Annotated in this window: 16 protein-coding genes; 11 read left to right on the top strand and 5 right to left on the bottom strand. The window is 71.5% G+C overall.

Translation table 11 applies throughout. The annotated features are described in order from the left end of the window. Nucleotides 1–27: 27 nt before the first annotated feature. The 7 genes from P0L94_11540 (at nucleotide 28) to P0L94_11510 (ending at nucleotide 6,592) form a co-directional block, all read left to right on the top strand. Nucleotides 28–1,278, top strand: coding sequence for an FAD-binding protein (locus P0L94_11540; GenBank protein ID WES63087.1), 1,251 nt, complete (start codon nucleotides 28–30; stop codon nucleotides 1,276–1,278). 20 nt (nucleotides 1,279–1,298) lie between these two features. Continuing rightward, a complete protein-coding gene (locus P0L94_11535; protein ID WES63086.1) occupies nucleotides 1,299–2,330 on the top strand; it encodes a Gfo/Idh/MocA family oxidoreductase in 1,032 nt (343 codons plus the stop codon). Then, nucleotides 2,330–3,220, top strand: a complete 891-nt coding sequence (locus P0L94_11530; GenBank protein WES63085.1) for a transporter — start codon at nucleotides 2,330–2,332, stop codon at nucleotides 3,218–3,220. The genes P0L94_11535 and P0L94_11530 overlap by 1 nt, the downstream gene beginning before the upstream one ends. Further along, nucleotides 3,217–3,534: a hypothetical protein gene (locus P0L94_11525; protein ID WES63084.1), complete on the top strand. Its 318-nt coding sequence runs from the start codon at nucleotides 3,217–3,219 to the stop codon at nucleotides 3,532–3,534. The genes P0L94_11530 and P0L94_11525 overlap by 4 nt, the downstream gene beginning before the upstream one ends. Next, nucleotides 3,491–3,973, top strand: coding sequence for a heme-degrading domain-containing protein (locus P0L94_11520; GenBank protein WES63083.1), 483 nt, complete (start codon nucleotides 3,491–3,493; stop codon nucleotides 3,971–3,973). The genes P0L94_11525 and P0L94_11520 overlap by 44 nt, the downstream gene beginning before the upstream one ends. A gap of 100 nt (nucleotides 3,974–4,073) precedes the next feature. Further along, on the top strand, nucleotides 4,074–5,132 hold the full coding sequence (locus P0L94_11515) for a nucleoside hydrolase (GenBank protein WES63082.1): 1,059 nt from the start codon (nucleotides 4,074–4,076) through the stop codon (nucleotides 5,130–5,132). Beyond that, nucleotides 5,129–6,592: a DUF1593 domain-containing protein gene (locus tag P0L94_11510; protein ID WES63081.1), complete on the top strand. Its 1,464-nt coding sequence runs from the start codon at nucleotides 5,129–5,131 to the stop codon at nucleotides 6,590–6,592. The genes P0L94_11515 and P0L94_11510 overlap by 4 nt, the downstream gene beginning before the upstream one ends. On the opposite strand, the gene P0L94_11505 is transcribed toward P0L94_11510, so the two are convergent. After that, nucleotides 6,579–7,238: a helix-turn-helix domain containing protein gene (locus P0L94_11505; GenBank protein ID WES63080.1), complete on the bottom strand. Its 660-nt coding sequence runs from the start codon at nucleotides 7,236–7,238 to the stop codon at nucleotides 6,579–6,581. The two genes, P0L94_11510 and P0L94_11505, sit on opposite strands and share 14 nt — an antisense overlap. Before the next feature lie 77 nt (nucleotides 7,239–7,315). Between P0L94_11505 and P0L94_11500 the strand changes: the two genes are divergently transcribed. The 4 genes from P0L94_11500 (at nucleotide 7,316) to P0L94_11485 (ending at nucleotide 14,394) form a co-directional block, all read left to right on the top strand. Further along, the gene (locus P0L94_11500; protein ID WES63079.1) at nucleotides 7,316–9,775 is read left to right on the top strand and encodes a glycoside hydrolase family 3 C-terminal domain-containing protein; all 2,460 of its coding nucleotides are present in this window, start codon (nucleotides 7,316–7,318) and stop codon (nucleotides 9,773–9,775) included. A 7-nt stretch (nucleotides 9,776–9,782) separates the two neighbouring features. Beyond that, nucleotides 9,783–12,530: a glycoside hydrolase family 3 N-terminal domain-containing protein gene (locus P0L94_11495; protein ID WES63078.1), complete on the top strand. Its 2,748-nt coding sequence runs from the start codon at nucleotides 9,783–9,785 to the stop codon at nucleotides 12,528–12,530. Between the two features lie 29 nt (nucleotides 12,531–12,559). Further along, the gene (locus P0L94_11490) at nucleotides 12,560–13,570 is read left to right on the top strand and encodes a PHB depolymerase family esterase (GenBank protein WES63077.1); all 1,011 of its coding nucleotides are present in this window, start codon (nucleotides 12,560–12,562) and stop codon (nucleotides 13,568–13,570) included. A gap of 62 nt (nucleotides 13,571–13,632) precedes the next feature. Further along, entirely contained in the window at nucleotides 13,633–14,394 is a 762-nt protein-coding gene (locus P0L94_11485) for a phosphatase PAP2 family protein (protein ID WES63076.1), read from the top strand. A 68-nt stretch (nucleotides 14,395–14,462) separates the two neighbouring features. On the opposite strand, the gene P0L94_11480 is transcribed toward P0L94_11485, so the two are convergent. The 4 genes from P0L94_11480 to P0L94_11465 are packed head-to-tail and all read right to left on the bottom strand — an operon-like array spanning nucleotide 14,463 to nucleotide 21,367. Continuing rightward, complete coding sequence (locus P0L94_11480; GenBank protein ID WES63075.1) at nucleotides 14,463–16,250, bottom strand: glycoside hydrolase family 3 N-terminal domain-containing protein; 1,788 nt, start codon at nucleotides 16,248–16,250, stop codon at nucleotides 14,463–14,465. A 52-nt stretch (nucleotides 16,251–16,302) separates the two neighbouring features. Further along, nucleotides 16,303–17,814, bottom strand: coding sequence for a family 43 glycosylhydrolase (locus tag P0L94_11475; GenBank protein WES63074.1), 1,512 nt, complete (start codon nucleotides 17,812–17,814; stop codon nucleotides 16,303–16,305). Nucleotides 17,815–17,852: 38 nt separating this feature from the next. Then, nucleotides 17,853–18,986, bottom strand: a complete 1,134-nt coding sequence (locus tag P0L94_11470; protein WES63073.1) for a serine hydrolase — start codon at nucleotides 18,984–18,986, stop codon at nucleotides 17,853–17,855. After that, nucleotides 18,983–21,367, bottom strand: a complete 2,385-nt coding sequence (locus tag P0L94_11465; GenBank protein ID WES63072.1) for a glycoside hydrolase family 3 C-terminal domain-containing protein — start codon at nucleotides 21,365–21,367, stop codon at nucleotides 18,983–18,985. Before P0L94_11465 ends, P0L94_11470 begins: the two co-directional genes overlap by 4 nt. Nucleotides 21,368–21,456 lie beyond the last annotated feature (89 nt).

Raw genomic sequence — 21,456 nt, 5'->3', positions numbered from 1 at the left:
CGGCCCGCCGCGGGCGAGAGGAGTCCCATGGCGAGGAACTGGGCCGGGACCTACGAATACACCGCGCCCCGCATCGTCGAGGCGACGTCCGTCGCCGACGTGCGGGCGGCGGTCGCCGGGACCGGGCGCGTCCACGCGCTCGGCACGCGTCATTCGTTCACCGATCTGCCCGACACGACCGGCACGCTGATCGACGTCACCGGGCTCCCGCCGGTGTTCGCGCTCGACGAGGATGCGGCGACCGTCACGGTCGCGGCCGGCACCCGGTACGGGGTGCTGGCGGTGTGGCTCGACGAGCGGGGGTGGGCGCTGCGCAACATGGGCTCCCTGCCGCACATCAACGTCGCCGGCGCGACGGCGACCGGCACGCACGGCTCGGGGGACGCCAATCCGGTGCTGTCGGCATCCGTGCGCGCACTGACCTACGTCGGCGCCGACGGCGAGCTGCACGAGGTGCGGCGCGGGGACACCGACTTCGCCGCCCTCGTGGTGGGCCTCGGCGCCTTCGGCATCGTCGTGGCGGTGACCCTCGACATCGTGCCCGCCTTCCGTGTGCGCCAGGACCTCTACACGGGCGTGACATGGGACGCCGCGCTCGCGGATCTCGGGGCCGTCACCGGTGCCGGGTACAGCGTGTCGCTGTTCTCGCGCTGGGAGCCGGACACCATCGCGCACGTCTGGGTGAAGACCCGGCTGGAATCCGACGACGACTCCGTGCCCGAGACGATCCTCGACGGCGTGCGCGCGACCGGCGACGAGTCGCCGCTCAGCGGCGACGACAACGTCACCGAGCTCGACGGCGTCCCGGGCCCGTGGATGCTGCGCCTGCCGCACTTCCGCCTCGACGCCCAGCCGTCCTTCGGCGAGGAGATCCAGACCGAGTACTTCGTCTCGCGCGCCGACGCGGTGGGCGCCCTTCGTGCGGTGCACGCGCTGGCCGATGCCATCCGCCCGCACCTCATCTGGACCGAGGTGCGCACCGCCTCCGCCGACGACCTGTGGCTGAGCCCGGCGTACGAGCGCGACAGCGTCATCATCCACTTCACCTGGTACGACCACCCGGATGCCGTATGGGGTCTGCTCCCGGCCATCGAAGACGCCCTCGCGCCGTTCTCGGCCCGCCCGCACTGGGGCAAGGTCCACCGGTTCGACCGCGCCGCGATCGAGCGCGTCGTGCCACGGCTGGCGGACGCCCGCGCCGTGTTCGAGCGGCTCGACCCCGACGGCCGCTTCGTGAACGACCACCTCGTGCGCGTCGGCGTGCGAGAGCCGCGCTGACCCCGCACCAGGAGCTCCGCATGCTGCCGTCATCCCTTCCCGAGTTCGACACCTTCCTCCCCGCCCGCGGCGAGCCGGCGCTGCGCTGGGGCGTGATCGGCGCCGGCTGGATCGCCGGGTTCTTCGTCGATGCCGTCTCAGCCCACACCGCGCAGCGGATTACGGCGGTCGCGGCGCGCTCGCCGGAGCGCGCGGCCGACTTCGCCGTCCGCCACGGCATCGAGCGGTCCCACACGGACGTCGACGCGCTGCTGGCCGATCCGCACGTCGACGTCGTGTACATCGCGGCGCCCCAGAGCGAGCACCTCGACCTCGGGCTGCGGGCCATCGCGGCCGGCAAGGACGTGCTCGTCGAGAAGCCGCTGGCGATCACACCGGCCGACGCGCGAACTCTGATCGAGGCCGCGACTCGCGCGGGCGTCTTCCTCATGGAGGCGATGTGGAGCCGCTACCAGCCGCAGTCGCTGCTGATCCGGCGGCTGATCGAGGAGGGCGTGATCGGCGACCCGATGTCCGTCATCGCCGATCACGGCCAGCCGCTCGCCAAGGACCCGCATCACCGGCTGCTCGCGCCGGGGACCGGCGGCGGCGCGCTCCTGGACCTCGGGATCTACCCGGTGCAGCTGGACTCGATGGTGCTGGGCGCGCCCGACCGCATCGAGGTGACCGGTTCACTGACCGATTCCGGCGTGGACGCGACGTCGACGCTCGTCCTCGGCCACGGGGCGGAGCAGTCGACGCTCATGACCTCGATCCTCACGCGCACGCCGACCGTCGCCGCGATCTGCGGCGCCGAGGCGCGCATCGAGATCGCAGGGCCCTTCCATGTGCCGACCGCGATCACGGTGCGCAGCAACGATCTGTTCGAGCCTCCGCAGGAGTGGGCGGATGCCACCGGGGTGGCGCTCATGGACGGACTGGCGTGGGAGGCGACGGCGTTCGCGACCTACGTCGGGGAGGGCCGGGCCGAGTCTCCGCTGCACACCCACGCCGAGACGGTGTCGATCCTCGAGACGATCGACACCGCGCGTCGCCGCCTCGGAGCCCGCTGATGGGCTGGGCGCGGCGGCTGGCGCCGGGACAGAGCTGCCGCGTACGCGTCGCGGATGCGGCGACGGGCGAGGTGCGCACGGTCCACATCGATCGGAGCGTGCTCCTCGAGGCTCCGAACTGGTCGCGAGCGGGCGACCTCGTGCTCAACGGCGACGGAGTGCTGTGGCGGCTCGCCGCCGACGCGTCCGGGGGGCTCGAGCAGATCGCCATCGAGCAGCTCCCCGAGCTCAACAACGACCATGTGCTCGCCCCGGACGGCGAGACGGTCTACCTGTCGGCGAACGATGGGAACATCTACGCCGCGCCGATCGCCGGCGGCACGGCCGCGCGCATCACACGCGCTCCCGACGACCGCTACCACTTCCTCCACGGGGTCCGCCCGGACGGCGAGCGGCTGGCATACGTCTCGCTGCACCTGGACGCCGGATGGCAGAGCGCCGTCGTCCGCACGGTCGGCGTCGACGGCGAGGAGGATGCGCCGGTCACCGTGCCGCCCGGGCCCGACGACGGACCGGAGTACTCGCCCGATGGCGCCTGGATCTACTTCAACACCGAGCGATTCTCGACGGTGCCGGGTCACGCGCAGATCGCGCGCGTCCGTCCGGACGGGACGGGCATCGAGCAGCTGACCTTCGACGAGCGTGTGAACTGGTTCCCGCACGTCTCGCCCGACGGCACGCGCGCCGTGCACCTCAGCTTCCCGCCCGGCACCGAGGGGCACCCGGCCGACCTTCCGGTGCAGTTGAAGGTGATCGCCGAGGGTCGCTGGAGTGAGCCGGCCGTCGTGCTCGACGTCTTCGGAGGACAGGGCACGATCAACGTCAACAGCTGGTCGCCCGACGGCGCGTTCTTCGCGTTCGTGGACTACCCGATGGAGGGGCAGCAATGAGCGCGGACATCCGCTGGATGGTGACGACGCGGAGCGTGCCGTGGCGTCGACAGGACGGCGTGACCGTCGCCGAGCCGACGAGGGTGCCCGATGTCCTCGTGCAGCTGGATAGGCCGGCGCAGCGGATGGAGGGGTTCGGCGCTTGCGTCAGCGAGGACATGCCGGTGTCCCTCCTCGTCGGCGAGCGGGTGGTCTCCGTCGATCTCCCCGCCGATTCCTTCAGCACGATCGTGGTTCCCCGGAACTGCTCACCGACGAGAGGAGTGAATGATGGCCGACGAGACCGAGAGCACGACCCCGCAGGATGTGGATGAGGAGCACCTGGCGTACGCCGCCTTCGATGAGGAGGAGGCGTGGCAGCTGGGGAGCCTGCTGCGGCGCTGGGCGGTGGAGCGCGGCCATGGCGTCGCGATCGACGTGCGGCGGCCCTCGGGGCTGATCCTGTTCCGCGCCGCCCTGCCCGGGGCCACGGCGGATCAGGAGCACTGGATCCGGCGCAAGGCTGCCGTCGTCTTCCGGTTCGAGCGCAGCTCGGCGGGCGTCGTCGCGCGGCTCGAGGGCGTGGATGTCGCCGCGGCGGGGTGGTTCGACCCGCGTGAGTACGCACTGGCGGGCGGGTCGGTCCCCGTGAGGGTCCGCGGTGCCGGCGTCGTGGCCGCGGTCACGGTGTCGGGCCTCTCATCCGAGGAGGACCACGCGCTGGTCGTCGAAGCGCTGCGCGAGCGGATCGGGTCGTCGAGCCGGCCCGCATGACACGGCGGGGCGGGGCAGATCTGCCTCGACATATTGGTCAACCGGTTTGCCAATATGTCGCCCTGCCCGCTACTCTCGAACCGGCGAAAGGACGTCGACGATGACCCGCATCCCCTTACCCGACTCGCGCGCGGCGCACCCGGCCCGCGTCGCGTGGGTGCTCGGCACGGCGCCCTGGCAGGCGATCCCGCCGGCATCCGCTCCACGGGCTCGGGTCATCATCGACAACGACTTCTCGGGCGACCCCGACGACCTGTACCAGCTGGTGCACCACGTGCTCTCGCCGAGCGTGGAGATCCCGCTCATCGTGGCGTCGCATCTGCGCGCCGATGACCCCTTCGACTCGTCTGGCCGCAGCGCCGAGAACGCGGCGCTCGTCGTGCGCGACCTGTTCGCGCGGATGGGGCTGACCTCGACCGAGGTGATCCGCACCGGCGCGAGCGAGGGCCTCGCCGACCGGACGACCCCTCGCGCCGCGCCCGCCGTCCAGGCGATCATCGACGAGGCCATGCGCGAGGACCCTCGGCCCCTGTTTTACGCGGCGGGCGGCGGACTCACCGACCTGGCTTCGGCATATCTCGTCGAGCCCCGTATCGCCGAGCGCCTCACCCTCGTCTGGATCGGCGGAGCCGAGCACGACGGGCTGGCCGTGCCGCCGCCGAACGCCATGCCGATCGAGTACAACCTGCTGATCGACCCGATCGCGGCCCAGGTGGTCTTCAACGACTCGACCATCCCGGTGTGGCAGGTGCCGCGTGACGTCTATCGGCAGTGCCTGGTGTCGGACGCCGAGCTGCGGCTGCGCGTCGCGGCGACCGGGGCGCTCGGGCGCTACCTGTACGACGAGGTCGCGCAGGTCTTCGCGCTCGTCGGCACGCACCTCGGCGGCGCGGGCGAGACCTACGCCATGGGGGACTCGCCCCTGGTGCTGCTGACGGCGCTCCAATCGGTGTTCGAGCCGGACTCCTCCTCGAGTCGCCACATCGAGCGCCCGACGCCGGCGATCGGCGACGACGGACGCTACTCGGACGTGGACGGGGCGAGGCCGATGCGCGTGTACACGTGGGTGAGCACGCGCCTGATGTTCGAGGACTTCTTCCTCAAGCTCGCCGAATTCGAAGACTGGCTGGCCGCGACGGATGCCGGAGGTGCATCGTGACCGGGGGGACGGTGCCGCGCATTCCGCGACCGCGCACCATTGTCACCGCCGACCCCGAGCTCGACGACCTCAACTCGATGATCCGCTTCCTGCTGTACAGCAACGAGGTCGAGGTCGAAGGGCTCGTGTACGCGTCGAGCCGGTTCCACTGGCGCGGTGACGGCGCCGGGACGGAGTTCTTCCTGCCCGAGCGCGAGTACGACCGACCCCAGACCTCATGGCGCTGGGCGCCCGGCGAACGGTTCATCGACGATGCCGTCGACGCGTACGAGCAGGTGCACGGGCATCTCGTCGTGCACGACCCGCGCTATCCGTCGCCGCAGCGACTGCGCTCGCTCATCCGCGAGGGCAACGTCGACTTCGAGGGTGACACGTCGCACGAGTCCCCGGGCTCGAGGCTGATCGCGGACGTCCTGCTCGACGACCGCCCCGGACCGGTCTTCATCCAGCTGTGGGCGGGGCCGAGCACGGTCGCCCGCGCGCTGATGTCGATCGAGGAGCGCTTTGCGGGAACGGCGGAGTGGGAGCGTATCCGCGCCGAGGTCTCCGCGAAGGCGGTCATCACGAAGTTCGCGTCGCAGGACGCCACGTACGACGACTACATCCTTGCGCGCTGGCCCGGCATCCGGGTCATCGAGGTGGCCACGATGGCGTGGGGCTACATGATCCGGCAGACGATCCGCCCCGAGGATCTGCCGCTGCTGAGCGCCGGGTGGATGCGCGACAACATCACGAGCGTCGGCCCGCTCGGTGCGCTGTACCGGACGTGGGGTGACGGGCGGCAGATGGTGCCCGGAGACGTCACCGACTTCTTCCACCTGTCGGGCCTGACGGCCGACGAGCTGCGCGAGCAGGGATATCAGGTGTGGATGGATCCGCAGCCCGCCGGCGAATGGATCTCGGAGGGCGACACCACCAACATGCTGAACCTCATCGTGCCGAGCCTCCGCGGCCACGAGCATCCGGCGTTCGGCGGCTGGGGCGGGCGGGCTGCGCGCACAGACGTCGGTCCCGACACGTGGGCGATCGCCGACTCCCGATTCGGCGGCGACGGGGACGAGTCCTCGGTCACGCGCTGGTTCGCCGACGCGCAGGCCGACTTCGCCGCGCGCCTGGAGTGGTCGGTGACGCCGTCGTACGCCGACGCGAACCATCATCCGACCCTCGAGATCGTCCAGGGCGAGGACCTGTCGGTCGAGGCCGGCGAGGTCGTCCGGCTGTCGGCGGCCGCGGATGATCCGGACGGCAATGGCGTCGTGTGCCGGTGGTGGGTCTACGGCGAGGCCTGCACGTGTCAGGGCGATGTGTCCCTCTCATCGGTCCGGGGTGCGGAGACCTCCGTCGCCGTGCCGGCCGACGCCCGATCCGGGGATTCGATCCACGTGATCGCCGAGGCGCGGGACGATGCCGAGCGGCATCCGCTCGTGGCCTACCGTCGGGTGGTGCTCACGGTTCGCTGACGCCGGGGGGAGCCGGGGGAAGGCCCAGGGCTGCTCGGAACTCGCGCTCGACCAGCGCGGGGACGTCCAGCTCGCCGGGATGCAGCGCGTCGTACACCTGAAGCCCCTCCCACGTCGCGACGACGAGCGCCGCCCGCTCCTGAGGACTGAGTCCGTCCGCCGCAGCTCGGCCGGCGTCGCGCTGCCGACGGATCATCGTGCCGATGATGCGCGTCAGCTGGTCGTGCCGGGCCTTCAGCGCCGCCCGTGCGGGGTGATCGGGCGACCCCGCCTCGGCGGTCAGGATCGACAGCAGCTGCACGAGGCCGGGGTTCTCTGCGTTGCGCCGTGCCGTCGAGACGAAGCCCTCGATCAGCTGCTCGGGCGTCAGCTCGTCCGCGACAGCCGACAGATCGGGCGAGTCGGGCGGGACGTTCTGCTCGTCGTGCCAATGGAGGACGGCGAGGAGCAGCGCGGTCTTGTTCCCGAAATGGTGCAGCAGCGTCGAGTGATCGATGCCGGCCTCTCGGGCGATGCTGCGCAGGGAGGCGCCGTAGAAACCGTGCTGCGCGAACGCCTCGGCGGCGCGGGCGACGATGGCGCGCTTCGTCGCGCGGCCGGTGGCGTAGCCCGCTCCGTGCGCGGTCGTCGAGCGAGCGTCTGTCATGGCTCCATCCTGGGGCAGCTTATGGGACGCTGGGAGAATTCCACCACATGGTGGAAGTTCGACTAGGATAGAGCATCATGACCGATGCTGATCTGCGACTGCTCGACACGCGGGACGACGCTGTGACAGACCCGCGCATTTCGGCGATGACGCTCGCCGAGAAGGCGTCACTGATGTCGGGCGCGAACTTCTGGAACACGAAGGCGATCGAGCGTCTCGGCATCCGCTCGATCATGCTCACCGACGGCCCGCACGGACTGCGCAAGCAGGGCGGCGCCGCCGACCACCTCGGCCTGAACGCGAGCCTGCCCGCGACCTGCTTCCCGACCGCGGCCACCCTGGCCAACAGCTGGGATGAGGACCTCGCCGTCCGTGTGGGCGAAGCCCTGGGCGCCGAGGCCGCCGCCGAGAACGTCAGCGTCCTGCTCGGCCCTGGTCTGAACATCAAGCGCAACCCGCTCGCGGGCCGCAGCTTCGAGTACTTCTCGGAGGACCCGCTGCTGTCGGGTTCGATGGCGGCGTCGATGATCCGCGGCATCCAGTCGCGCGGGGTCGCCGCCAGCGCCAAGCACTTCGCGGTCAACAGCCAGGAGACCCACCGCATGTCGATCGACGAGATCGTCGACGAGCGGGCGCTGCACGAGCTGTACCTCGAAGGGTTCCGGATCGCCATCACGCGCGGCGGCGCCTGGACCGTGATGAGTTCGTACAACAAGGTCAACGGCACCTACGCGAACGAGAACCGCGACCTGCTCGACGACATCCTGCGGCGCCGCTGGGGCTTCGACGGACTCATCGTCACCGACTGGGGCGGGAACAACGACCGCGTCGCCGGGATCGTCGCGGGCAACGCGCTCGAGATGCCGTCGACGAACGGCGTCACCGACCGCGAGATCGTCCGCGCCGTCGAGAGCGGTGCGCTCGATGAATCGATCCTCGACGCGCGCGTGGGCGAGATGCTCGCGCTCATCGACCGCACCGCCGTCGTGGATGCGCCGCCCGCCGACCACGCCCGGCACCACGAGCTCGCGATCGACGCCGCCCGCCGCTCCATCGTGCTCGCCGCCAATGACCGCGGCACCCTCCCGCTCGGCCCCCGATCGGGGCGCATCGCCGTCGTCGGCGAGTTCGCGGCCCGGCCGCGCTATCAGGGCGCCGGCAGCTCGCTGGTCAACCCCACGCGCGTCGACTCGCCGCTCGACGCCCTGCGACGCACCGACCTCGACATCGTCGGCTACGAGCCGGGCTTCCGCCGGCGCGACGTCGCCTCGCGGCGCCTGCGCGACCGCGCGCTGCGCCTCGCGGCCCGCGCCGACGTCGTGCTGCTGTTCCTGGGCCTCGACGAGTCCGCCGAGGCCGAGGGCGTCGACCGCGCGCACATGCGCCTCGCGCAGAACCAGCTCACGCTCACGCGCGAACTGGTCGCCCTCGGCGTCCGCGTCGTCGCGGTGCTCGCCGGTGGCGCGCCGGTCGAGCTGCCGTTCGCCGACGACGTCGACGCCGTCGTGCTCGGCTACCTCGGCGGACAGGGCCTCGGCCCCGCACTCGCCGACGTGCTCACGGGGCGGGTCGATCCGAGCGGCCGACTGGCCGAGACGTATCCGCTGCGCTACGCGGACGTGCCGAGTTCGGCATCCTTCGGGCGCACCGAGGCGACGAGCGAGCACCGCGAGAGCATTTATCTCGGCTACCGCTACTACGACAAGGTCGGCGCGGCGGTCCGCTATCCGTTCGGCCACGGGCTCGGCTACACGACCTTCGCGTACTCGGACCTGACGGCGACCCGGACCTCCGCGCGCGTGACGGTCGCGAACACCGGCGAGCGCGAGGGCGACGAGGTCGTCCAGCTCTACGTCGAGGCGCCGGACGCCGCGCGCGGCCGCTTCCGCGCGCCGCGCGAGCTGGCCGGCTTCGCGAAGGTGCGACTGCTTCCGGGCGAGAGCGCGACCGTCGAGATCGCGATCGCCGAGCACGCCTTCCACATCTTCGACACCCGCATCCACGACTGGCGCGTCGAGCCCGGCGCGTACACCGTCATGGCGGGTGCCTCGTCGCGCGACATCCGCGTGAGCTCACGCATCGACGTCGAGGGCGAAGCCGTCGAGTCCGATGCCGCCGACGCCCTCCCGCACTACGCGAGCGGGCACGTCGAGCAGGTCGGTCAGAGCGAGTACGAAGCCCTGCTGGGACGCCCGGTCCCGGCATCCACCTGGCCGACCGATCGACCCCTGACGCGCGATGACATCATCGCGCAGACGAAGGGGCGCGGCGGCTTCGCGAGCGTGCTGCACACGCTCATCGTCACGACGAGCCGCATGCTGCTGCTGGTGGGGCGCCCCCACGCGGCGAACAACGTGCTCTTCGTGCTCGACCTGCCCTTCCGGTCGGTCGAGCGCATGTCAGGAGGCCGCGTCGACGCCGGCATGCTCGACGGCCTCCTGCTGATGGTCAACGGCCGATTCCTGCGCGGCGTCCGCCACGCATGGTCGGCCTGGCGCACGCGCCGCACCGAGGCGCGCGTCGCCGGTGAGAACTGAGAGAGAAATGGCAACACGGAAAGAGATCAAGACCGACGCCCGCGCACGCCTCGCCGAGGAGAAGGCGGCCGTGAAGCAGCGTCGCGCCGAGCTGAAGGCGATGCCGCCCGCCGAGCGCACGGCGGCCAGGGCCGCCGACCGCGCCGAGGCGCGCGCCGCCAAGAAGGCCGCGAAGCAGGAGCGCAAGGCCGCGCGCGCGTCGATGAGCCGCGCCGAGCGCCGCGAGGCGAAGCGGCGCGAGCGCGCCTACTGCCGGCTCAAGGCCCGCCCGCGCCGCATCGCCGGGTGGGGTGTGGCCGTCGCGATCGTCACCGTGATCGCCGTGCTGATCACCCCGGTCGTGCGCGACATCGGGCGACTGTTCTCGATCGACGTCGACAGCGCGACGGCCGCCGGCGCCGCCGCACGTGAGACGGGCGCCGAGGTCACCGAGGCGATCTCGGACGAGGGCATCGTGCTGCTCGAGAACACCGGGGACGTCCTGCCGCTGACCGACGGCACCGTGAACGTCTTCAGCTTCGCCTCGTTCAACCTCCACTACGGCGGCGCCGGATCGGGAGGAGCGAACCAGTCGAGCGCCGTGACGCTCTACGACGCGCTCGAGGCCCAGGGCATCGACTACAACCGCGAGCTGTACGCGGCGATGGAGGAGGCCGGGGCCGAGACCGCGGCCGGCTCGAGCAACGGACTCATCGCGATCGCGGAGATGCTGCTGAGCGGTGACGAGGGCGCCGAGCCCGAGCCCGACTACCTCACCGAGGACGTCCTCGCCCAGGCGCGCGAATTCTCGGACGTCGCGATGGTCGTCATCGGCGCCGGCGCCTCGGAGGCTGCGGACATGACCGCCGAGAGCCTGCGCATCACCGACGAGCAGCGCGCTCTGCTGGACGTCTTGACCGCGAACTTCGACGACGTCGTCGTCGTCATCAACTCGGGCAACACGATGGAGCTCGGCTTCATCGAGGAGTACCCGCAGATCACGGGCGCCGTCTGGATCGGCACGCCCGGCCCCGCGGGCGCCGTGTCGCTCGCCAAGGTGCTCACGGGAGAGGTCAACCCGTCGGGCCACCTCGCGGACACCTATGCGTACGACGTCACGAGCGCTCCCGCCACCGAGAACCTCGGCGACCACCGCTACGACAACGTCAGCCGCGGCGTGCTCGAGTACGAGGAGGGCATCTACGTCGGCTACCGCTACTACGAGACGCGCTACGCCGACGACGCCGCCTACGACGAAGTCGTCCAGTACCCGTTCGGCCACGGCCGGAGCTACACCACCTTCGACTGGGCCGCGGCGCAGCCGACGGTGGATGCCGACGAGGTCTCGATTGACGTGACGGTGCGCAACACCGGCGACGTCGCCGGCAAGGACGTCGTCCAGGTCTACTACGCGGCCCCCTACACGCCGGGCGGCATCGAGAAGTCGGCGATCGAACTCGCCGGCTACGCCAAGACCTCGCTCCTCGAGCCCGGTCAGGCCGAGACCGTTACGGTCGACTTCGCCGTGCGCGACATGGCGTCGTGGGATCAGGACGACCGTCAGGCGTACGTGCTCGAGGCGGGCGACTACGACATCGTGGTCGGCACCGACGTGCACAGCCCGCTGTTCACGTTCGAGACCACCGTGGCCGAGGACGTCGTCTACGCCGCCGACGAGGTGACCGGCGTCGCATACGAGAACCGCTTCGGCTACGCCGACGGCGACCTGACCTCCCTGTCGCGCGCCGACTGGGAGGGCACCTACCCCGACAGCTCCGACATGGACCTGACCGCATCGGACGAGCTGCTCGCGATCATGGATCCCGAGATCGAGCCCGCCGAGGGCGAAGCGCCGACGTACGGCGCCGACAACGGCCTGATGCTCGAGGACCTGAAGGGTCTCGCCTACGATGACCCGCAGTGGGAGCTGTTCCTGGACCAGCTCACCGTCGACGAGCAGATCGCGCTGTTCGCGCGCGGTGCCTACATCACCGAGGAGATCGAGCGTCTCGGCATCCCCTCGGCGATCCTGCTCGACGGCCCCGCCGGCCTCAACTACCTCTTCGGCGACATGACCGCCGCGTCGTTCGCCACCGAGGCTGTCGTCTCGGCGACGTGGAACACCGACCTCGCACACGAGCTGGGCCTGGCGATCGGCGCCGAGGCGAACGCGTACGGCGTGCAGGGGTGGTACGCCCCCGGCATGAACCTCGACCGCACCGCCATGGGCGGCCGCAACTTCGAGTACTTCTCGGAGGACCCGCTGCTGTCGGGCACGATGAGCGCCGCGATGGTCTCGGGCGCCGAGAGCCAGGGCGTGCTGACCTTCATGAAGCACTTCGCGCTCAACGAGCAGGAGGTCAACGCCCGCGCTCCCGGCGTGAACGTCTTCGTCGACGAGCAGGCGCTGCGCGAGCTCTACCTGCGCCCCTTCGAGATCACCGTCAAGGAGGGCGGCGTCTCGGGTGTCATGTCGTCGTTCATCAACATCGGCGGCCGCTGGTCCGGCGGCAACGAGCAGCTGCTGCAGGAGGTGCTCCGCGGCGAGTGGGGCTTCGAGGGCGTCGTGTCGACGGATGCCGTCCTCGGCGGCTTCATGGACCCGGCCCTCGCGGTGCGCTACGGCAACGACCTGATGCTCGCGATGCTCCCGAGCTCGACGGCATCCGCGACCGAAGAGGCCCTCGAAGCCGACCCGGTCGGCGTCGGCGGGGGTCTGCGCGACCGCGTCCACGCGGTGCTGTACGCGGTGCTCCAGACGGACCTGTTCGAGTGATCCGTCCGGCTTCGAGGAAGGCCCCTACCATGATCGAGACCACCCGTCCCGCTCCCGCACGCCCGCGGCGCCTGTGGCTGCGGCGGACGCTGATCGTCCTCGGCTCCGTCGTCGGCGCACTCGTGCTGACCGCCGGCGCCCTGGGCGCCTGGTTCCTCTACGCGCCCGCACCGGCGGAGCCGGAGCTGGATGCGCAGGTCGTCGAGGGCTCGGTGAGGGTCGGCGGGATGACGCGCGAATACCTCGCCGTCGTCCCCGACGACCTGCCCGAGGATGCCCCGGTCGTGATGGCGTTCCACGGCTCGCGCATGGATGCCGCGGGCATGCGCGCGGCATCCGGGTATCGCTTCGACGAGCTCGCGGTCGAGCGCGGATTCGTCGCCGTCTACCCCGAGGGGTACGAGTCGACGTGGCACGACTGTCGCGCCGAGACGCCGTACCCGGCGCGGCTGGAGGGCGTCGACGACGTCGCGTTCGTCGACGCGCTCATCGGCGACCTCGCGTCGGCCCACGGCACCAGCACCGACCGCGTGTTCGCCGCCGGGCTCTCGAACGGGGGCCACTTCGCGTTCCGCCTCGCCACCGAGGCGCCCGACCTCGTGCAGGGGATCGCGGCGTTCGCCGCGGCGTACCCCGCGGACGAGAGCAGCGTGTGCACGTGGGCCGGCGCGTCCGTCCCCGCCATGCTCGTGCTCGGGACCGCCGACCCCATCAACCCGTTCGAGGGCGGCGAGGCGGGAACCTTCGGCGGGACCCTCGGCACGGTGATGTCCGCCGACGACAGCGCCGCGTTCCTCGCGGAGCGTGCCGGCGACGCGACCCGGGCCGAGACGGCGCCGTTCACCAACACGGCCGCCGAGGGCGAGACGGATGTGACGCGCACGCTCTACGAGGGCGGGGCGCCCGTGGTGCTCTACGCCGTCGAGGGCGGCGGGCACGTCGTGCCCAACCCGATCTATGCGCAGCCCCGGGCGATGGGCGCGACGACCGCCCACCTCGACGGCCCGCTCGCGGCGGTCGACTTCTTCCTCGGCGACTGAGCGCCCGGAAGCGCCGTTCACCCGACCTCGGCAGCACCACCCACACGAAAGAGATATCGACGATGACGACGACATCCCCCTCCGCCACGACGTCCAGCGGTGCCCTCGCGCGGCGCCGCCCGGCTCGCCTGCTGTGGTGGGCGCTCGGCCTGACGGGCGCCTTCACCCTGATGGGCGTGCTGGTGGCGCTCGACGCCGAGCGGCCGTTCACCCAGGCCCTCGACGACGTGTGGCGAGCGTTCGTGGGCGCCTCACCCGACGGCGTCGCCTACCGCCAGCCGCTCGCGATGTTCTTCCAGCTCCTCGGCGAGGGACCTGGGGCGCTCGTGATGCTGATCCTCCTGCCCGCCGGACTCGCGATCGTCGGCCGCTGGCGGTCCGCGCTGTTCTTCATCGCCGCGTGCATGACCGGCATGGGCCTGTACTCCCAGGGCATGAAGAACCTCGTGGACCGCCCGCGCCCGGCGGCGGACGAAGCCCTGGGGCTGTTCGGCCCGCTGTTCTCGGTCGATCACGGCTCGTTCCCCTCGGGCCATGCCGTCTCGGCGGGTGTCCTCGCCGTCGCGGTGCTCGCGCTCATCCCCGCCACCCACCGCGTGCTGCGCATCGTATGGGGTGTCGTCGGCGGCCTCATCATGCTCGGCATGATCTGGCAGCGAACGCTGATCAACGCGCACTGGGTCTCGGACGCGGTCTTCGGCGCGATCGCCGGCTCGGCCGCCGTCCTGCTGATGTGGTGGGCGTTCTGGCCGTGGCTTCAGAAGGACTACGGCCGCCCTGTCTGGTTCCTGCACCGCGGGCGCCGCGCGTCGGCCGCGGCCTGAGCCGCGTGGGACGCCCCCGGGCCGGTCGCGAGGACCGGGCCCGGGGGCATCGACGTGGGAGGACGGGATCAGTCCGTCAGCGACAGCCCGTGGCCGAACCGGAAGAGCGGATTCGCCGTGTCGAACGGGAGATCGGGGCTCGACGCCTCGACGGCCTCCATGGAGCGGGGCACGTCGAATGGCAGCTTCCCGGTCGCCGGCACCGCGCCGGTGAGGACGTCGAGCAGCGCCGCCGCCGACGCTCCCCAGTTCGCCGTGACCGCCGCCGCCGTCTCGACGATCGGCGCGAGGATCGCGGGGCGGTCGAGGAAGACGTCCACGACCGTCGGCACGACCTCGGCGATCTCGCGCACGTGGGCGAGGGTCTCGTCGCCGAACTCGAGCGATCCGGCGTGGAAGAAGTTCTCGAAGGCCGTCTCGCGCTGTTCGTAGGGGGCGTGGATGCGCAGGATCGCGATATCGGCGTCGGCGGGCGAGTTCACCGCGGTTCCGTACGGGGCCAGCGACTCCGCGGCGATCCCCTCGGCGTAGATGCGCGCGCCGGAGCGGATCGGCAGCGCGGATGACGTGGACAGCACCGTGATCGAGGCGCGCTGCGCTGCCTCTCCCGCGGCGCGGAAGTCCGCCGCGCCGACGATCTCGTCCGCGCGGTCTGCGTCGACGTAGGGGTCGTCGAAGAGCCCGAGCACGAACTTCTCGCGAAGCAGGCGCCGCGCCGAGACGTCCAGGCGCTCCTCGGTCACGTCGCCGGCGCGGACCAGGTCGAGGAGCACGTCGGTGCAGTGCTCCCCGCCGAACTGGTCGACGCCCGCGTCCAGCACCTTCGCGACGCGCTCGCCGCGGGACAGATGCTCAGCGCCCCACGCGCGGGCGGGATGGTGGTCGCCCATGATGTTCGCGTCGCTGATCAACCCCCAGTCGGTGCACACGATGCCGTCGAACCCGAACCGCTCGCGCAGCAGCCCGGTGATGACCGAGCGGTTGAAGCCGAACCCGACCTCTTCGTGCTCGGTGCCCACGGGCATGCCGTAGTAGGGCATGATCTGGCTCGTCCCGGCGGCGAAGGCCTTGGCGAACGGCTCGAGGTGCTGCTCGAACGCGCCGCCCGGATACACCTGCTCACGGCCGTAGGCGAAGTGCGGGTCCTCGCCGTCCTTCTGCGGGCCGCCGCCGGGGAAGTGCTTGGTCATCGTCGCGACCGAGTCCGGGCCGAGCTCGTCGCCCTGGAACCCACGGATGTACGCCGCCCCCAGGTCGCCGGCGAGGTCGGCGTCCTCGCCGAAGGTCTGGAGCGCCCGCGCCCAGCGGGGCTCCGTCGCGAGGTCGAGCTGCGGATGCAGCGCCACCCGAAGACCGACGGCGAGGTACTCCCGGCGTGCGATGTCGGCGAACCGGTGGACGAGCTCGGCGTCCCGCGTGGCCGCGAGTCCCAGGGGCTCGGGCCACTGCGAGAACGCGCCGGCGACGATCGCCGCTCCGGGGTTCTCGCTGAACGAGTGGCGCGGGTCGGTCGAGACCGTGATCGGGATGCCGAGGCGGGTCGAAGCAGCGAGCTCCTGCAGCCGGTTGTTCCAGCGCGCGATCTCACCGGCCGAGCCGGCGCCGCCCAGGAGGTTGAAGTGCGCCAGGTGCCTGGTCTCGACGTAGTCGCTCGTCGATGGGATGCCGAACGCGGGCTCGCCGTCCGACAGTGCGCCGTCGGGCCCGACCATGATCATGGGCTGGAACATCAGCCCGACCTTCTCCTCGGGCGTCATCGCCGACAGCAGCAGCTCGACGCGCGTGTCGATCGGCAGTGACGCGTCCATCCACGGGCGCTCGCCGGGGGTTTTGGGGGCGGCGGTCTCGTCGTTCATGGCAGTACTCCTTCTGAGGCGCGTGAGGGCTTCGGCGGCGGGGCCGAGATCGTCATCGGTCGTGGCCCTCGGCGACCCATCGGGTGACGGCGACGCGGCCCTCGACGGCGTAGACGCCGATGACGCGGCCCGTGAACGACTCCGTGACCTCGGACGACAGGAAGCGCCCGTCGATCTGCGCGAGCTCCACCCGCTCGCCGTCGATCGTGGCGGCGAGGTGGAAGACGTCGCTGGTGGGGAGCATGCCGCTCGTGGGGCCCGTGGGCGCCTGCGAGGCGAGATGCAGGTCGATCGTGTCCCCGGTGAAGGGGTGCGACCACTCCTGATGCAGGCCCCCGACGTGTGCGCGCGCGACGACCGCGCCGCGGCCCGCCTCGATCTCGATACGGAACTGCTCGTCGTAGCGCACTGCGAGCCCGCCCACCCCGTCGGAGACGTCGATCGTCACCGTCACCTCGTTGGTGAGGTGTTCCTGGCGGCGGCCGGCGAAGACCGGCTTCGGGTCGGCGAGAGTGCTCCCGTCCGCCGCGAGCACGAGGCGGTCGCCGGCGACCTCGGAGAACTCCGACGGGAAACGGCGGACGCCGATCCACTCGTCTTCCAAGGGTCCGTCGAAGCGGATGTCGACGTTGGTCCCGTCGCGTGGGTCGAGCTCGACAGGAGCGATGGCGGGCCAGCCGTTCTCCCACGTCACGGGCGTCACGAACGTCTCGCGGCCGAGGGCCGAGAACGCGCGGGTGCCGCTGCGCGGACGGACGCCCAGCAGGACGCAGAGCCAGTCGCCGTCGGGCCCCACGACGAGGTCGCCGTGCCCGGTGTTCTGCACCGGGCGGGGCGTCGAACGGGCCGAGACGAGCGGGTTGCCCGGGGCGCCCTCGAAGGGTCCCTCGGGGGAGGCGCCGCGCGCGATCGAGATCGTGTGGCCGCGCTCGGTGCCGCCCTCCGCGATCATCAGGTACCACGTCCCGTCCACCTCGTAGAGGTGCGGGGCCTCGGGGAACATCAGCCCCGTACCCGACCACAGCGAGCGCGGCGCTTCGAGGGCGCGGTGGGTGGCAAGATCGACCTTCACCTGCTGGATGCCCAGGTGCGTGGGTGCGGTGGGGTCCATCTCGGCGTCGAAGTGAAGACCCGAGAACGTCACGTAGGTGGTGCCGGAGGCATCCCACGCGATGTCGGGATCGATGCCCGCGACGTTCGCGGACCCGTCCTGCGTGAGGATCAGGTCGCCGTCGCTCCACGGACCCGCAGCATCCGCGGCGGTGAAGTGCAGCATCCCTCGCCCCAGCGCGTCGGTGATCACGAGGTGGAACAGCCCGCCGTGATGGCGGATCGTCGGCGCCCACGCGCCGCCGCCGGTGGGCACGCCCTCGACGCCGAGCTGCCCCGGACGTGTGGCGACATGGCCGATCAGCTCCCACGTCTCGAAGTCGGTCGATCGGTGGATCGGGATGCCGGGCAGGTACTCGAACGAACTCGTCGCCAGGTACCAGGCGTCGTCGACCTTCACGACCGACGGGTCGGGGTGGAAGCCGTTGATCAGGGGGTTGTGCAGGGTGGTCATCGCAATCCTCGGCAGGCCGTCGGGGGGTGGAAGGAGTGTCAGCGGGACAGCAGGGAGCCCAGTTCGGCGGCGAGGGCGACCGCCCGCGGATCCGCGCCGCCGGGCCACGGGCCGCGTGCCACGGTGTAGGCGAGGGCGACGCCGGTGTCGGGGTCGACGCACGCCAGAGCCCCGGCGGCGCCGTCGTGCCCGAACGACCGGGGGCCGCCGAACGCGAGAGTGGGGCTCGGCTTCTGGAACACGATCGCGTGTGCGCGGTTCTGCTGGCCGAGCACCTCGTCGTAGCCGCGCACCTGCTGCTGTCCGATGACCTCGACGGTGTCGGCGCCGAGGACGGGGGCTGCGCCGTCGACGCCGGTGACCATCCCGGCAAGCAGGCGCGCGAGGCCGCGGGCGGATCCGGTGCCGGACCCGGCGGGATGTCCGAACCGCCAGCTCGCCTCGTCGTTCGCGAAGTCCACCGGGGGACCCGCCATCGTCATGACGACCGGGAGCAGCGGCGAGAAGTGGATCGTCGAGGTGTCCGAGACCGGCTTGATCATCGGGAGCACGGGAACGCGGCGTTCCCGCTCCGACTCAGGCAGCCCCAGATGGAAGTCGACGCCCAGCGGCGACCGGATCCCCTGCTCGTAGAACTCGTGGAGCGTGGACCCGGTGAGCCGGAAGATCAGTTCCGACGCCAGGTTGCCGATCGTGACCGCGTGGTACCCGAAGGCGCTGCCGGGCTGCCAGAACGGCCGGCTGGCGGCGAGCTTCTCCGCCGCGGCGTGGTGGTCGAGCAGGTCCGCCCACGTCAGCGCCGGCGTCGCCTGCGGCAGTCCTGCCTGATGCGACAGGAGCTGGCGGATCGTGACGTCGCCCTTGCCCTTGGCGGCGAACTCGGGCCACGATCGCGAGACCGGCTCGTCGAGGTCCAGGATGCCGCGCTCGATGAGCAGGCCGACCGAGAGGCCGATGGTGTTCTTCGTCACCGAGAAGGGCACCATGAGCGACTGCTCGCCCAGGTGTGGACCGCCCCACGCGTCGAGCACGGGCTCGCCGCCATGGAACGCCGCCACCTGGAACGAGTAGTCGGGATCCGCCGCGAGGAAGCCGTCGAGGCGCTCGACGACCGCCGACAGGCGCGGATCCGCACACCCGCGGGTGAGCCCGCTGATGCTGTCCAGGGTCATCGGGCAGCGACCTCCCACGACAGCGACAGCGGCAGCTCTACGGCCGACGCGCCGGCGCGCAGCGTGAACTCGCCTTCTTCGACGCTCCAGCCGGAGTCCCAGTGGGCGAAGCGTCGCGGCGGCAGCGGGATGCGCGCGGTGACGGTCTCGCCGGCCGCGGCGCGGACCACCGCGAACCCGACCAGCCACCGGACGGGCCGCTCGACGGCCGACTCCGGTCGCTCGGCGTAAACCTGCACGACCTGCTTGCCCGCGCGGCCTCCGGTGTTCGCGAGAGTGACCTCGACGGCGTCGGCGTCGCGCTGCGCGGCGCCCCACGACCACGTCGTGTAGCCCAAGCCGTGCCCGAACGGGAACGCCGGCGCGGCATCCGCCTTCAGCCATGCGCGGTAGCCGATGTGAAGGCCCTCGGTGTACTCGAGCCGCCCCTCCGTCGGGGTGACCTCGGTGACGGGAACGTCCTCGAGAGCCGCGGGCCACGTGGTCGGCAGGCGCCCGCCGGGCTCGGCCGCGCCGGTGAGGACGGCGGCGAGTGCCGAGCCGAACTCCTGCCCGCCGAAGTAGCCCTGCACGATGGCGCCGACCTGGTCCGCCCACGGGAGCACGACCGGGGAGCCCGCGTTGACCACCACGATCGTGGGGGTCCCGGTGGCGGCGACGGCGCGCACGAGGTCGTCCTGACGGCCGGGGAGGTCGAGATCCACGCGGTCGTAGCCCTCGGACTCCACCTTCGAGTTCGTGCCGACCACGACGATCGCGACATCGGATGCAGTCGCCGAGGCCGCGGCCCGCGCGATGAGCGCGTCGGGGTCGGTCTGCTCGGGCGCGATTCCCACCGTCGCCGACATCGCGCCGGCGAGCGCGCCCCCGCTCTCGGGGCGGAGTTCGACGCGGACGCGCCGGGGGGTGCCCTCGTCGAACGGGACCGACACAGTGAGCGACGGCGGGTTGAGGAAGGCGGCGCCCAGGTCGGTGCCGGTGATCACGGGGGTGTCGTCGAGCATCAGCTCGCCGTCGACGTACAGACGACCCGGGTGGGCGCCGGCGAACCCGAGGCGGACCTCGCCGGACTCGGGGAGCGTGAGGTCGGTCTCGATCACGAGCGTGCGCGTCGAGGCGATCGGCGCATCGCCGCCGAACCACACCAGTGCGGTCGACCGACGCTCCTCGGCGAAGATCTCGGCGCCCTCGGCGTCGTGCAGCGTGATGTGGGCACCCGGCTCGCCGGTGGCCGGATTGGTCATGGTGTCGAGCGAGAACTCTGCGACGCCCTCCTGGACGATCGCGCCGATCTCGTACGACACGTCGACGCCGGTGAGCGCCGCGCGGATGCCGTCGACGGGCGAGACGACCTTCTCGGGGAGAACGGTGGCACTCCCGCCGCCCTGGGTGCGCGCGTCGCGGGCGTTGTGGCCGATGACGGCGACACGGGCGAGCGCCGACGGGTCGAGGGGAAGGATGCCGGAGTTGCTGAGGAGCACCGTGCCCTCGACCGACGCCTCGCGGGCGAAGGCGATCCCGTCGACGGGGCTCGGCGTGACCGCATCCGTCCCCTCGAGTGCGCCGACGCGCTCGGCGAGCAGGAGCAGGCGCAGCACCTTGCGGTCGAGGTCCGCCTCCTCCAGGCGCCCGTCGCGGACGGCCTCGACCAGGCCCGACCACGCGGGTGCAGGACCCGGCATGGCGAGGTCCTGCGCGGCGGGGATCGAATCGAGCGAACGGACCGCGGTCCAGTCGCTGATCACGACTCCGTCGAAGCCCCACTCGCTGTTGAGCGGGGTCTCGAGCAGGTCGTTCTCGGTCATCGTGACGCCGTCCACCGAGTTGTACGCGCTCATGACGGTCCACGCGTGCGCTTCTTCCACGGTTCGCTCGAACGGTGCGAGGTAGAGCTCGCGCAGCGGCCGCTCGGCGACGCGGACGTCGACGGTGAACCGGTCGGTCTCGCTGTCGTTGGCCACGTAGTGCTTCGGGCACGCGCCCACGCCGTTGTCCTGCATGCCGCGCACGTAGGCCGAGCCGAGCCCTGACGTGAGCTCCGGGTCCTCGCTGAGGCACTCGAAGTGGCGGCCGCCGAGCGGCGAGCGGTGCAGGTTGATGGTGGGGCCGAGGACGACGTCCACGCCCTTGCGTCGCGCTTCGGAGGCCGCGGCGGCGCCATAGCGGTAGGCGAGGTCCTCGTCCCACGATGCCGCCAAGGCGGAACCCGACGGCAGGTTGAGCGACGGGTCGCGCTCGTCCCACTGGGGCCCGCGGACCCCGGCCGGGCCGTCCGAGAGCGTCATCGCGCGCAGGCCGATCTCGGGGATCGGGACGGTGGTCCAGAAGTCGGCGCCCTGGACGAGGGCGGCCTTCTGCTCGAGCGTGAGCTTTTCCAGCAAGGGGCGAAGGTGGTCGACCGGCGCGGTCATGAGTGGTACATCCAGTTCTCTCGAGGGTGGGGAGGCGGGAGGCATCGACGGGACGGGCA

This window comes from Microbacter sp. GSS18 (assembly GCA_029319145.1).
Classification (GTDB): Bacteria; Actinomycetota; Actinomycetes; order Actinomycetales; family Microbacteriaceae; genus Microbacterium.
The sequence above is the reverse complement of the archived record's forward strand: the minus strand, read 5'-3'. Positions and strand labels throughout refer to the sequence as shown.